Origin of the sequence: Streptomyces sp. NPDC053427 (genome assembly GCF_044544985.1) — a bacterium.
GTDB lineage: Bacteria > Actinomycetota > Actinomycetes > Streptomycetales > Streptomycetaceae > Streptomyces.
This window is the reverse complement of record NZ_JBITYA010000003.1, coordinates 40,631-54,652: the sequence shown is the minus strand read 5'-3', so window position 1 is coordinate 54,652 and position 14,022 is coordinate 40,631. Positions and strand designations below refer to the sequence as shown.

General features: G+C 71.7%; 8 protein-coding genes. 2 read left to right on the top strand and 6 right to left on the bottom strand.

Features of this window, described 5'->3' with window-relative positions:
• Positions 1-90: 90 nt before the first annotated feature.
• Entirely contained in the window at positions 91-699 is a 609-nt protein-coding gene (locus ACIGWZ_RS08175) for a TetR/AcrR family transcriptional regulator (protein WP_400062067.1), read from the bottom strand.
• An 89-nt stretch (positions 700-788) separates the two neighbouring features.
• Between ACIGWZ_RS08175 and ACIGWZ_RS08170 the strand changes: the two genes are divergently transcribed.
• The gene (locus ACIGWZ_RS08170; protein WP_400062065.1) at positions 789-1,217 is read left to right on the top strand and encodes a nuclear transport factor 2 family protein; all 429 of its coding nucleotides are present in this window, start codon (positions 789-791) and stop codon (positions 1,215-1,217) included.
• A complete protein-coding gene (locus ACIGWZ_RS08165) occupies positions 1,214-2,086 on the top strand; it encodes an NAD(P)H-binding protein (RefSeq protein WP_400062063.1) in 873 nt (290 codons plus the stop codon). Before ACIGWZ_RS08170 ends, ACIGWZ_RS08165 begins: the two co-directional genes overlap by 4 nt.
• 99 nt (positions 2,087-2,185) lie before the next feature.
• Here the strand turns inward: ACIGWZ_RS08165 and ACIGWZ_RS08160 are convergent, their stop codons facing one another.
• The 5 genes from ACIGWZ_RS08160 to ACIGWZ_RS08140 all read right to left on the bottom strand — a co-directional run bounded on the left by ACIGWZ_RS08160 (position 2,186) and on the right by ACIGWZ_RS08140 (position 13,743).
• Positions 2,186-3,187, bottom strand: a complete 1,002-nt coding sequence (locus ACIGWZ_RS08160) for an aldo/keto reductase (RefSeq protein ID WP_400062061.1) — start codon at positions 3,185-3,187, stop codon at positions 2,186-2,188.
• A gap of 960 nt (positions 3,188-4,147) precedes the next feature.
• Positions 4,148-4,729: a PAS domain-containing protein gene (locus ACIGWZ_RS08155; RefSeq protein ID WP_400062060.1), complete on the bottom strand. Its 582-nt coding sequence runs from the start codon at positions 4,727-4,729 to the stop codon at positions 4,148-4,150.
• A 494-nt stretch (positions 4,730-5,223) separates the two neighbouring features.
• Positions 5,224-7,998 carry a LuxR C-terminal-related transcriptional regulator gene (locus tag ACIGWZ_RS08150; protein WP_400062058.1) on the bottom strand — a complete coding sequence of 925 codons (2,775 nt, stop codon included), beginning with the start codon at positions 7,996-7,998 and terminating at the stop codon, positions 5,224-5,226.
• Positions 7,988-10,720, bottom strand: coding sequence for a LuxR C-terminal-related transcriptional regulator (locus ACIGWZ_RS08145; protein ID WP_400062056.1), 2,733 nt, complete (start codon positions 10,718-10,720; stop codon positions 7,988-7,990). Before ACIGWZ_RS08145 ends, ACIGWZ_RS08150 begins: the two co-directional genes overlap by 11 nt.
• A 104-nt stretch (positions 10,721-10,824) precedes the next feature.
• Positions 10,825-13,743 carry an AAA family ATPase gene (locus ACIGWZ_RS08140; protein ID WP_400062054.1) on the bottom strand — a complete coding sequence of 973 codons (2,919 nt, stop codon included), beginning with the start codon at positions 13,741-13,743 and terminating at the stop codon, positions 10,825-10,827.
• Positions 13,744-14,022: the final 279 nt, after the last annotated feature.

Sequence of the window (14,022 nt, the reverse complement as noted above, 5' to 3'; positions counted from 1 at the left end):
GGGGTTTCGTTCGCGCCTCCGGAATCGGCCGTCCGGCGCGTGAGGCCTTCGCCCCTGCACTCTCACCGCCCGAGTCCTTGAGTGCACGCCTCAGGGACCGGCGCGCAGACCCGCTTCACCCGATGCCCCGAGGACTCCGGCGGTGAACTTCGCCAGTCGGTCCCGTAGTTCCTCACGTGGCATCCGCTTCTCGCCGGCCAGGTGTGCGACGAGGTCGGCTCGGGTCGCGGCGAGCAGTGCGTGGGCGGCGAAGTCGCTGTCGGCGACGCCCGGGATGCGCTCCAGCAGGTCGCGGAGCAGGGCGTGCCAGCGCTCGTAGTGTTCCGTCCGGTAGGGGCTGTCCGTGCCGGTTTCCTCCAAGGCCAGTGCGAGGTGGCGGTTGTCGAGCTTGAAGCACAGGACGGCGTCGAGCAGGGCCGGTACGCGCTGCAACGGCGGGCTTGCGGGCCCCAGCGGCGGCGGGCCCTCTTCCACGGCGTCCTCGATCGGCTGGAGCCGCGCCCCGTACAACGCGCGGATCAGCCCGGTGCGATCGCCGAAAGCACGGAAGAGCGTGCCTTTGCCGACGCCGGCCGCCGCCGCGATGTCGGCCATGGTGACCTCCTCGGGGCGCTCGCAGCGGGTGAAGAGCGTGTCGGCGGCGGCGAGGGCGGCAGCCCGGTTGCGGGCCGCGTCCTTGCGTGGTTTGCGCTCGGGCATGCGGTACCTCCAGTTGCAATGCGGACCCGTGGTCCGTATCGTTCGAAAAAGCGGACCTCGGGTCCGTATCGTACGGGATGGAGAAGCTCATGCCCACGAACACCTCACCGGCGGACCTGTACCGCCACAGCCTGCGTCTGCTGCTGGACAAGAACATCCCCGCCTGGGTCGGCCTTTGGGCCGAGCACGGCACCATGGAGTTCCCCTTCGCTCCCGCGGGGTGGCCCCAGCGCCTGGAGGGCAGGGCGGCCATCGCCGCCTATATGCGCGACTACCCCGACCACATCGACCTGCACGACTTTCCCGACCTGCGGATCCACCAGACCACCGACCCCGGGACCATCGTGGTCGAGATGCGCGGCGTGGGCCGCATGGTCGAGACCGGCGCCCCCTTCGACATGACCTACATCGCCGTCGTGACCGCTCAGGACGGACGCTTCACCTCCTACCGCGACTACTGGAGCCCCCTCGCCGTCCAAGAACCCGGGACGAACTTCACGGGGAGCAGCGCCCGATGACCGCCACCGGCACCGTCCTGGTCATCGGCGCCACCGGCACCACCGGCAGCCGCACCACCGCACAGCTGATCGCCGCCGGTCAGCGCGTCAAGGCCGCCAGCCGCCGGGCCACCCCGCTCGCCGGCGCGGAACCGGTCCGCTTCGACTGGTACGACCCCGCCACCTTCGGCGACGCCCTTGGCGAAGCCGACCGCGTCTACCTCGTCCCGCCCGTCGGCGACCCGAACCCGGCCGCGGTCATGCTGCCCTTCCTCCGACAGGCCCGCGCCGTCGGCGTACGCCGTGCCGTACTCCTCAGCTCCTCGGCCATCCCCGAGGGCGGCCCGGCGGTGGGAGCGGTGCACCAGACCCTGCCCGGTCTGTTCGAGCAGTGGGCGGTCCTGCGGCCCTCCTGGTTCATGCAGAACTTCACCGGGGCGCATGCCCACGCCGACAGCATCCGCAATGACGGCGTCATCCTGACCGCTGCCGGAACCGGCCGCGTCGGCTTCGTGGACGCCGACGACATCGCCGCCGTCGCCGTGCACGCCCTGACCGACGACCGCGCACCCGACACCGACCTGGTCCTGACGGGGCCGGAGGCACTCAGCTACGACGACATCGCCGCGACGGTCACCCAGGTCACCGGCCGCTCGGTGGTCCACCACCGCCTGTCCCATGACGACATGCGCGACCGTCTGGCCGCGGTGATACCGAGGGAGTTCGCCACGATGCTGGCCGACATGGACAGCGCCATCGCCGAGGGAGCCGAGGACCGTACCACCGACACGGTCCGGCGCCTCACCGGCCGCCCGCCACACAGCTTCCGGGTAGTTGCTGAACGGGAGCTGTCTGTTCGGGCAGCGCCGGAGACCGGCTCGCCCCGGTAGGCGAGGTCGACCGCCAGGACACGGTCGCGCGGGTGTGACTTCGGCGAACCACCGCTCGACCAGGTTCGGCCAGGACGAGCTCGTGGGCGTGAAGTGCGGTCAGTGGCCCAGCCTCTCCAGGGCCGCTTCCGGGTAGCGCTCGCCCGCCACCGCCTCCTCGGGTACGGCCTGGCGCAGCAGGTCGCGATCGGCCTCGGTCAGAACCAGTGTCGCTGCAACGGCGTTCTCCTGCAGATAGCGGCGGCGCTTGGTACCGGGGATGGGCACGATGTCCTCGCCCTGGGCGAGCAGCCAGGCCAGCGCGGCCTGGGCGGGCGAGCAGCCGATCCGCTCGGCGACGTCCCGTACGGCCTGGACGAGCGCCAGGTTGCGCTGGATGTTCTCGTCGGCGAACCGGGGCCAGCGCCGACGGTTGTCCTGCGGGACCAGGTCGCCGCGGGAGGAGACGGCCCCGGTGAGCATGCCGCGCCCGAGCGGGGAATAGGCCACGACGGCGATGCCCAGTTCCCGGCAGGTGGCGAGCAGTTCACCCTCCACCACGCCGCGGGTGAAGAGGGAGTACTCCACCTGGACCGCGCTGACCGGGTGGACGGCATGGGCCTTGCGCAGCGTCGCCGGGCTGACCTCACTCAGCCCGATATGGCGTACCAGCCCTGCCTCCACCAGCTCGGACATGGCACCGACCGTCTCCTCGATGGGTGTGACGGGGTTGCGGCGATGTACGTAGTAGAGGTCGATGTGCTCAATGCCCAGACGGACCAGCGAGGCCCGGCAGGCCACCGGAACGTACGCGGCGGAAGTGTCGACGTCGCCGACCCGGCCCGTGGCCGCGTCATGACGGAGTCCGAACTTCGTCGCCACCACTATCCGGTCCCGTTCCTTTGCGTGCCGACTCAGCCAGCGGCCGACCAACTCCTCGTTGCTGCCCCGTCCGTAGGCGTCCGCGGTGTCCAGAAGGGAGATGCCCATCTCAAGGGCGCGATCCAGGGTGTGCTGGGACTCCTCCTCGTCCGGTACGCCGTACGCGACCGACATGCCCATGCAGCCCAGGCCGATCGCGGACACCGCGGGGCCGTCGGCCCCCAACTTGCGGTACTTCATCGAACGTTCCTCTCAGCGGAGCGACAAAGGGAGCGGACAGCGGACCGGACAACGGTGCGGGCGCGAGCGCCGTACGGCACCATCTGCCATCTTCGGTGTAGTGGCCCCGCCCTTGGTGGCGCGCAACCGGTCGTCCGACAGCCGGCGGCGCCGAGGTCGACGGGCGAGCAGGCGGGGGGGCAACGGACTGCACGAGTGGGGTGCGCACGATCGGCCCAGCCTACGGGACGAGCATGATGACGAGGCCGCCGCAGGGAAACGGGCGCAAAGGCCACACCGTTGAGGGCGAAAACCACACGCCGGCTGCCCGTTTCCCCGTCCGATTACCCATCGGGATCCATCGGATTCGTCGCTGAGGGGCTACATGGAATTTACTTTCCCGACCGAACTCTGTGGCACATGGCAAGGAATAGATGCCACATGAGCCCGGTGCGAAAATGCCCATTGTGCAACGCCGAGTGGGACGGCGAGTCGACGTCGGCGCAAGACCAACGGCGCGTACGTAAGGCATACGTAATGTCTCGGGTTGCAGCCAGACCACAAAAACGGTCAGGGGTCGCGTTGGCACGGGGCTGTAAGGCCGCGCAAGACCGCGCTGGGGGATGCGTGATCGCCGGAGATTCCGCAGAGCAATTACGCGCGCGCTTCATTTGAATGGATGGCGTAATGAAATCTGTTGGAGAGGGGCCTCGAACTGCTCGCGGGAAGGGGTGAAGGGTCGTCCGAGGCGGGTCGTCGGGGGGATTGCACAGCAACGCCCCACCGCCGGTTCGCGAACTGGTCACGGGGCCGGAGGTGGGGCGGGCCGCACAATCGGTCCTGCGCCGGCTCGGGGCGGACGCAGGGGCGGGTATCGAGCGGACCCTCTCATGGCGCCGGGGCTACCGGCCGCCGAGTCTCCGCTACGCGTTCACCTGCGAGTTCACCTGCGCGTTCACGCTGGCCGCGCAGGAGACCGTCCTACTTGATGAAGTCGTCGACAACCTTGGGCGGCCAGGTGCCGACATTCAGGACACCCATGGAGTAGGCGCGGGAGACGAGGGCCGCGCGGTTGGGCACCCGGAGTTTCCGCAGCAGCCCGGTCACGTGGTATTCGACGCCCTGGCGACTGAGATAGAGCCGCGAGGCCAGGGGGATGGTCGACACGCCCGCGGCGATGCCTTCGAGTATCCGGGCGTCGATTTCGGTCAGGATCCTCTTCTGGCTGGTCACGACCTCGGTACCGGCCGAATCCGCGCCCTCCAGCGAGTCCATCAGCACCAGGACCCCGGCGACGTGCGTCGTCTCACCGGTGACAGCGGAGGCGGCCAGCGTGCCGACGAACGCCGAGTCCTTGGACCCGACGGCAACGACATGCGAGGCGAAGCGCTGCCGTTTGCCCTCCACTAGGCGCGCGAACTGTCTCATCAGCGGCTGCTGCACACTCGGGTGCAGCAGGTCGCGGAAGTTGCGCCCGCAGACGTCCCCGGAGGAGTCGCCGAAGCGGCCGAAGAACTCCTGGTTGACGTGCTGGACGGTGAGGTCTCGGTCGAGTGACGCCATGCACATGCCCGCGCGACCGAACCGTCCATCGCCCGGTGCGGCCTGCTCTGGGGCCGCTGCGCCTGCCGTACCGCGAGCCGAATCTGCCAGTTGAGCTAATACCACGAGACCGCCACCCTTTCGGATAACCCCCGTCACCGTTTCCATTTCCTTAACGACCGGCAACAGCAGAAATTCTCACACGAACCCGCCCCGCAGAACGTTCGAACGATTATCGATTTGCTTGCAAAGTACACTAGTAAGTCGCATGTCTGCGCGTCAACGCGAGTCCTCCGCGCCCGGCTAACCCTGTGGTCCGCACTCCTCAAGGTTCGGTCCGCAGCATTGATTCTGTGGTGGCCTGAATCACGTCGGCCGGGACGGAAGACCTGAGCCAATGTTTCAGATTCCCTGCTTTCGTTCAGGGTTATCCCTGACACCTGCACGTGTCGCGCGCCACACGTGACACATGAAGTATCGGTTCGGCAGAGTGGAATGCAGGTGAAGGAACCCGGTCAGCCGGGCAGGGCCGTCACCAGTTCGCGCCGTCCTGACACCCCGAGCTTTCGGTAGGAGCTCGTGAGGTGTTTTTCCACGGCACGGCAACTGACGCCGAGTTCGTTCGCGATGTCCTGGTTGCTCAAGCCATCGGCGACCATGGACACGATGCGCCGCTCGCTCGGGGTGAGCACCGTGGACGGCGGGACCCTGGTGCTGTCGGGGTCGCGCTCGGCCCGCTCGGCAAGCCACGGAATGCCGCACGCGGCGGCGATCTCCGCGGCCTCCCTCAGGAGCGCTGCCGCCTCCGGACCACCGCCCCGCCGCGCCAAGAGGACCAGCGTGCGGGCGAGTTCGACTTCGTACGGCGAGGAGCGCAGCGTGTCGACTGCCTCGCGCAGCAGGTCGAGGCCGTCACCGCCCAGCAGCCAGCCCTTGAGTCGCAAGGCGCGGCCGAGGCTCGTCGGGGCGCCCCACGCGCGGGCCCAGGCCAGTTCGTCCTCGGCGAGGCGCAGCGCGGCCTCCGCTTCGCCGAGCCTCTTGTGGAGGCCGATTGCATAGGGCCGCCAGGGAAACAGCGCGGAGTTGCGCCAGCCTGCGACCTCCAGTTGGCGGCCGCAGGTCAGGAGGGTGCCCAGGGCCTTGCGACTGCGGCCGTTCTGGGCGTCGGTGACGCCCTGGAGGATCTGCAGGGTCGCCCCGAGCGCCAGTCCGGCCGGCCTGCGGTACCGGGCGTGCGCGAGGATGCGTTCGCTGAGCACCGGGTCGCGTAGTTCGAAGGCGACCGACGCGAGGCTCATGACGGCGGGTGGCTGCCAGTGCGCGGCATCCAGCGAGAGGGCACGTTCGACGTGCTCCCGCGCGGGTGCGGCGCGGCCCTTCGCCATCAGGACGAATGCGCGTTCCGCGCACTGCAGGACGTCGTCGGCGCCCGGCGCGTACATCCGGCGGGTGCGCTGGTCGCCGGCGAGCCAGGAGGACGCGCCGCGCACGGACTCGGCGGCGCACAGCGAGGCCATGACGAGCGGCAGGGTGGTGTGGGCGCGGGCCGCGGTGGCCGGTTCGCGCTCCAGGATGCGGTTGCCGGTCCGGGCGGCCTCTTCGCCGGTGAGGCTGCCGGCGAGGGTGCCCGCCCACAGCAGGACGGAGACCAGTTCGCGTTCGCCCACGGTGTTCAGCTGTGGCCTCGGACCCATGCTGCGCAGGCGGTCGGCGGAGGACTCCAGCTCGACCGGGGTCTCGTGCCGGCTGTGGCGCAGCCGGGCCTCCAGACGCAGCGCGAGATCGGCCGCGGGCTCCGTATGCGGGACGTCCGCGTCGTCGAGCGCGGCGGCGGCGTCCCGCAGCAGCTCGGCGGCGGTCGCGCTCGGGGTGCCGAGCAGGGTCAGCGGGATGCGCAGGGTGGCGGCGGCACGGTCGCCGGGCGTGTGGAGCAGCGCGATGGCCTGGGTGAGGTGCCGTTCGCAGGCGTCGGGGTCGAAGGCGCGCTCGACGGTGGCCAGGTCGACCAGGACGCGGGCGCGGTGCTCGTCCTGAGTGCGGTGGTGCAGCAGGGCGCTGCGCAGATAGCGGGCCGCTTCGACGGGTCTGCCGTCGCGCAGGGCGGTATCGGCCGCTGAGCGCAGGACGGTCGCCGACCAGGGCCTGCCGGGGTGGACGACGGCGCGGAGATGGGCGGCGACCTGCTCCGCGGGCCGACCACAGCGGTAGAGCAGGTCGGCGGCGGCGTTGTGGGAGCGTTCACGTTCGGCGTGGGTCTGGCATGCGTCGACGGCGTCGCGTACGACGCGGTGGACGAAGCGGATCTCGCGTCCGGCGGCGAGCAGACCGGCCTCGGTGAGGACGCGGCGGGCCGCCAAGAAGCCGACCTCGTCGATCCCGGCGAGCTCGGCGAGCAGCGTCGGGTCGCTGTGGTCGCCGAGTGCGGCGACGGCGGCGGCGACATCGCGGACCGGTTGCGGCTGGATCCGCAGGTGACCGGCGATGCGGTCGCGTACCTCGGCGGGGCAGAGTGCGGGGAGTTCGGCGGTGGGCGGGCGGCCGGTGTCGCCCAGGGCGCGCCGCAGCGCCGTGACGAACAGCGGGTTGCCGCCGGTGGCGTCGTGGACGGCACGGGCGTATGCGTCCTGCGCGGGAGCGAGGTGCCGCTCGGTGAACAGGGTGCGGATGCCCTCGGGTGACAGGGGCGCGAGGGGCAGTACGTCGCGGGCGGTGCGGACGACTTCGCGTACGAGGGGGTGACGCGCGCGGTGGTCGCCGTCTGCGAGGGTGCAGACCACGACGGCGCGCAGCCCGTGCTGCCGCCGGGTGAGGTGGGCGAGCCAGCGCAGGGAGGGCCCGTCGACCCACTGGAGGTCGTCGACGAGGATCAGGAGGCGCGGTTGCTCGCCGGCGCCGGCTTCGGCGAGCAACGACTGCGCACTCCGCTGGACGGCTTCGGAGTCGGCGAGGGCGCCGCCGGTGCCGGTGGTCGGCCGGTCGCCGGTGAGCGTGGGAGGGCCGAACCGGTCGTGCGGGGTGGTGGCGCCGGGGGCCTTGTGGACGCCGGTCGCGGACAGCAGAGGGTCGAAGAGCTGGCGCACCGCACCGAAGGCGAAGTCGCTCTCCCTGAGGGAGGCGTTGGCGCGCAGGACACGGGTATCCGCGTCGACCAGTTCCGGCAGCCGGCACAGCAGCGCGGAGCGGCCGCTGCCGAGGGGCCCCGTGGCCACGAGGAGCGAGGAGTCGCCCGCCTGCGCCGCATCGAGTGCCGCCCTGATGCGGACCAGCTCCGCCTCGCGCTCAAGCAGCATCCGTGACCGCCCCCTCCATGGCGCCGAGGAGCCTGCGCAGTTCGTCACGGCCGCCGATCCGCAGCTTGCGGTAGGCGTTGCTGAGGCGGAGTTCCACGGTGCGCCTGCTGACGGAGAGCTGTTCGGCGATCTCGCGGTTGCCGTGGCCGCGCCCGGCGAGTTCGGCCGTGCGCTTCTCGGCCTCGGACAGGGTGCCCCAGCCGGGGCGTACGACGGGTGTGGGCGGCGCGGCCGGGTCGGCGCTGGGCGGCGTGCCCTGGGCCGTCAGGGCTTCCACGGTTGTGCCGAGGCGGCTAGAGGGGTGGACGGGGGCGAGTGCGGACAGTTCGTCGAGCGAGCGCGCGGCCGCCGTGGAGTCGCCCTGGGCGGACTCGGCCTTGATCTGGCGGACCAGGCCCCACAGTTGGGCGAGGCGGGCCGGTGAGTTCCTGAGGAGCGCGGCCGCCTCGCGGGCGCGGTCGACGGCACCTTTCGGGTCGTCGTCGAAGAGACGGGCGGTCTCCAGGCGGGCGATGCCGCGGGCGCTCGCGGTGCCCCAGCGGTCGGCGAGGGCCAGCTCTTCGTCGCGCAGGCGACGGGTCTCGGCTCGGTCGCCGGTCTCCAGACAGGCGCGGGCGGCGAGCGGCCGCCAGCTCAGGACGGCCGGGTTGTGCCACTGGCGGCGCAGGAGCCGGCGGCCGCTCTCCTGGGAGAGCCGCAGGGCCTCGTGCCACTGCCCGTCCTCGGCGGCCACGCGGGCGCGGGCGACCAGTAATGACGACCACCACACCCCTTCCTCGCCACCGGCGGGCAAGGGCGTCTCGGCCAACTGGCGGGCTCGGTCGAGGCGCCCGGCCTCCACGCTGACGCAGATCCGGAGCGCGACCAGTCCCGGCAGTGTCATGGGGTGCCAACTGGCCGCAGGCAGGGCGCGTTCGGCGGCGCCCAGGGCGCGTTCGGCCGCGTCGAGGCGGGCCGAGCGCAGGTGCAGGTAGGCGCGTAGGGCCAGGCTGCGGGAGGTGATGGCGCGCAGGTGGGAGCGGCGGGCGGTGGCGAGGATGCCGTCGAGGGCCGCGCCGGCCTCGTCGTGGTCGTCGGTGAGGATGAGTGCATGACATGCGGCAAGGCGCGGCATCATGAGCGCCTCGCCGCGGCCGTCGTCGGTGAGCGCGATCCGCGCGAGTTCTCTGGCCTTGTCTGCGCCCTCGCCCGCGGCGACGAGTTGCCAGGCCCGGGTGGCGGCCTGCGCGGGCGACAGCGGCAGGTCGGGCAGCGCGGGAACTTCGGGGACCATGGGTTCGCCGTCGTCGCGGCTCATGGAAGCCAGCCAGAACAGGGCGACGAGGTTCGCGCGCTCGGCAGGGGTGGCGCGGTGCAGAGCCTCGGCGGCGGTGCGGCGTGCCCAGTCGCTGTTCCCGCGGGCGAATCCCAGATCGACGGCGCGTACGCGCACCCCGACGGCTGACGGCACGGCGTCGGCGCTTCGGACGAGTTCGCCCAGGCGGCGGTCGCCGGCCTCCGGCACGGCGACGGCTTCGGCGGCGGCGAGTTCCAAGGTGAGCCGGGTGCGCTCGGCGGCGTCGAGGGGCTCCTTCAGGGCGCGGGAGAGGCAGGCGTAGGCGCGGTGGTGGTCCTCCCTGCGCAGCGCGGCGGCGAAGCTGCGGCGCAGGACGGGCACGACCCAGGAGGCGCCGAGCGGAGGTGAGCGCAGCAGGAGGTGGGCGACGTCCTCGTCGCCGGCGGACGCGCGGTGGGCGAGTTCGGCGGCCCGGGCGTAGAGGTCGGCTCGTTCGCCGGTCTCCATGTCCTCCAGGACGCGGGCCTTCGACACGGGGAAGCGGATGTGCACCTTGTCGCCGACGGACACGGTGAGGCCGACGCTTTCCAGCAGGGTGCGGATCCGGTCCTCGGGGATGGTGCGGGACATGACGAGGGTGCAGACGAGGGAGAAGTCGAGCAGATCGCCGCAGACGGCCAGCGCCCGCAGCACGGAGTTGACTTCGGCGGGCAGGCCGTCGAGGGCGCGGGCGGCGTGCGCTCCGACGACGCCGGCCGTCAGGGCGTGCACATCGGGTACGCGGGCGGAGACAGGGGCGTGACCGTGGCTCTTCAGCGCACGCAGTACGTCGTGCAGGACGGCCGGGTTGCCGGCGGTGGCGGTGGTGAGTGCGGCGACGAACTCCTCGTCCCCGGCGCGCCCGCAGGTGGCCAGGACGGTGGTGGCGACCCCGCGATCGGTGAGGGCGGGCACCGCGACCCGTCGGACGGGCACGGCCACCTGGGGCGAGGGCCCACCGCACTCGGTGCCGGGGAGGATGACATCGCCGCTGCTGGAGGTCACCACGGCGAGCGGGATGTGGGTCGGCAGGCCGCGCAGCAGCGCCTGAAGCCAGGTCAGGGAGGCCTGGTCCAGCCACTGCAGGTCTTCGACGGCGACCAGGGTGGGAGTGGTGCGGGCGGAGCGCAGGAGGTGGTTCAGCGCGTCGAGCGTGCCGCCGGCGCCGTTGAGGGGGGTCGTCAGCTGACGGACGACGCCGTGCCGCAGTTCGCGTTCGGCGGGGGTGGCCTGTGCCTGGAGCACGCGGACGCCGCCGGCCCGCGCACGGCATGCGGCCCAGCGCACGAGGGAGTTCTGCGCATGGCCGGGCCGCCCGGTCAGGGTGAGGACCGAGGCGGCGGATCGGGTGAGGCCGCCCAGGAGGTCGCGGAGGACGTCCTGTTCGCGGCGGCATTCGAGCAGCATCGTCGCATCGCCGTGGGCATCCGGCGGGCAGTGCGGGGCACAGCTGATTCGGTTCCGCCCTGCGGAGCTCTTGTTCGTCACCGCTCGCTCTCGTTCCCTTCGCCTCAACTGCGTCCGCGCGCCTGGGTCACCCAGGCCGGGACCGCCGGTCCGGTGGGTTCCCGGTCCGCCGGGTTCCGGGGCCGCAGGACGGCGGCCAGTTCCGTGCGCCGGGCAACCCCGAGCTTCCGATACACACTGGTCAGATGAGTCTCAATGGTCCGTACGGTGACGAAGAGGGATTCCGCGATGGAACGGTTGCTCACGCCCTTCGCCGCCAGGTCCGCGACCGTGCGCTCCATGCCGGTCAGCATCCCGAGTGGCGACGTGGTGGTGTTCCTGATCCGGCCACCCGCGGTGACCAGGAGTTTCCTGGCCTCGGCCCCGAGGGCGACGGCGCCGCAGAGCTGCGCGAGGTCGCCGGCGATGCGCAAGTGCTCACGGGCGGCCCGCTGTTCGCCGGCGTGCACCAGGGCACGGCCCAGGAGGTACTCGGACCGGGCCTGAAGGGCGCGGGCCGGTGAGTCGGCGAGGAGAGCCACCGATGCGGTGAGGTGGTCGATGCCCTCCTTGCCCGGTGCCGCGACGCCGTGTGCCATGCGGGCGAGGCCGAGTCCGCGTGGCGTCCCCCAGCGAGCGGCGAGTTCGCTGCCGTACTCCGCGAGTTCCCGTGCCTGGCCGGGGCGGTCGAGCGACGCGAGCAGGATGGCCGCATCGGCCCACCACGGCACGAAGGCCGGGTTGCTGAACGCGGACTCCTCCAGGGATCTTCCGCACTCCAGGAAGAGTTCGAGGGCTCCCTGGCGGTCGCCGCGGGCCCAGCGGGCGCGGGCGCGGGCGGTGAGATACCAGTGGTACTCGATCACGAAGCGGTCGAGGCGCCCGCGCTTGATGCCGTCGAGGACGTCCTCGGCGCGTTCGGGATCCCCGAGGTCGACGAGGACGGTGGCGAGGGCCACGCGGGGCAGCACGGCGCTGTCGCCCCAGCGTTCCTCGCCGATGATCTCCATGGCGGTCTGGGCGTCGGCGAGCGCGTCGGGAAAGGCTCCGACGCTGTGGTGGAGGATGGCGCGGGAGGACAGGGCCAGTACGTAGGTCCACACGGCCGCGTTGCCCTGTCCGTACTGGAGCAGCCGCTCAAGGGCGTACTGCGCATCGTCGATCTCGTCGGCGAGGGTGAGCGCGAAGGACGAGGTGAGCTGGGACCAGGTCTCCAGCTCGACGGACGGGAGGCGGAGTGCGCGGCGTGCCTGGTTGACGGCGCGGGCGGCGTCGCGGCCGCCCATCGCCGTCAGGACGGTCGTCATGGCGAGCATCTGGCGCTGTGCCGGTGTGTCGCCGGGCGGGACGGCAAGGCGGGCGGCGCGGTCGCGGACGGCGCGGATGGTCGACTTCTCGTCGGCGCCGACGATGAGCAGGACGGATTCGACCACGGTCCGCAGTTCCCGGTCGGCGGGCCCGGGCTCGGGGCCGAGTTCGGCCTCCAGCTCGGCGAGCACCTCTTCGAGCATGCGTACGCCGGACGGTGACTCCTGGACCGCGAGGCAGGTGAGGCCGTACCGCACGGCGACGCGGGCACGGGTCCGCGGGTCGGCGGCGAGCGGCAGGGCCTCCTGGAGAATCCGGATGGCCTCCGGCGGGTTGAACTCGGCGAGCGCTCCGGCCATGCGGATGCGGACGTCCACGCTGTCGGGTTCCCTCTCGATGACCCGGTACAGGCAGCGGACCGCGGCCTCGGGGGCGCCGCGTTTCTCGGCGTGCGCGGCGGCGTCGCGCAGCACGCCCGTCATCCACGGCTGGTCGAGCACGGGTAACAGCATGAGCTGTCCGGCGATTTCCTCGGCCGGTCGTCCCACATCGCTGAGCAGGAGCGCCGCGCTGGTGCGCAGGTCGTCGAGAGCCTGCGGGTCGAGGGAGTCGAGAACGGCCGCGCGGACGACGTCGTGGACGAAGTCGGTCCGGTCGGTGGCCATGATGCCGGCGCGCCGCAGGACCAGCACGCCTTCGTCGACGAGGGCCGCGGGCACACCGGCGAGTGCGGCGAGCAGTTCGGTGGACTCCTCTCCGAGTACGGCGATGGCGCGGGCCACGTCCCGTACCCAGGGCGGGCGCCGGTCGAGGAGGACTTCGACGGAGCGGGCGAGGAGATCGCTGCCGACCTCGGCGGCCCGGCGCTCGCCGTGCGCGTCCGGTGCGACGCCCTCGGCACGCAATTCTTCGAGCAGGCGCCGGAGGCTGAGCGGATTGCCGCCGGACACGGCAGCTGCGCGTGCGACGAACGACGGGGCGGCCGCGCCGCGGAAGACCTGTCGTGCCAGCTCCCCCACCTCGTCGTGGCCCAGGGGACGCAGGGCGACGGTGGTAGGACTGCGCCGAGCGGCGAGGTCGGCGAGCACGGCGGGCGCGACGGGTTCGGCCTCACTGCGCTGGGCGAGGACCACCAGCAGCGGCAGGTCCTCGGCACGCCGCAGCAGGAAGTCGATCCAGCCGAGTGAGCGCTCGTCGCACCAGTGGACGTCGTCGAGGACGAGCACGAGCGGGCGCTCGGTCATGAGCTGCGCGGCGAGCCAGTACAGCCCGTGCAGCACCGGGTACGCCGTCGTGACGTCGCCGGTGTCGCCGTCGGCCGGGCGGTCGGCGAGCGCCGGTAGCGAACGGGCGGCAAACCCTTGCAGCAGGGGCGAGTTCCGCGCGTCCGCACCACTCAGGCCCAGCACGCCGAACAGCTCCCGCACTCCGCTGTAGCCGGCGCTTGCCACGGTCTCGGCACAGGAGCCGTACAGGACGGTCATGTCCCGGCAGGCGTCGCTCGCGATGAAGGTACGCAGCAGGCTGGTCTTGCCCATCCCTGCCGGGCCGTGCACCATCACCAGGCCCACGCGTCCGCCTCGTGCGTCCTCGGCGTGCCGGGTGAGCACGCGCAGTTCGTCGTCGCGCCCCACCAACGTGGTCGGTGAACCGGAGGAATCGGGCCGGTCCTGCATCTCGTTCTCTCTCCCTCATGGGCTCAGCCGCGTCCGCCCTACGCCGATGCATCCGAAGAGAGCCGATTCACTCATACGCGCATGCTGAACTGCGTGGTGCCGCGCCACATTTCGAGGAGCGAATAACTCTGGCAGGAATCAGACGCAGAACCTATGTGTTTCCGGCCGACTTCCGTGATGCGATCACGACGGGACGCCGGATGCCTGTATCAGAACGCGGCGCGCCGCCTGCGGGGGTGGGCGGGCGGCGGACGCGGGCGGCCGGAGCGGCGTGCGACG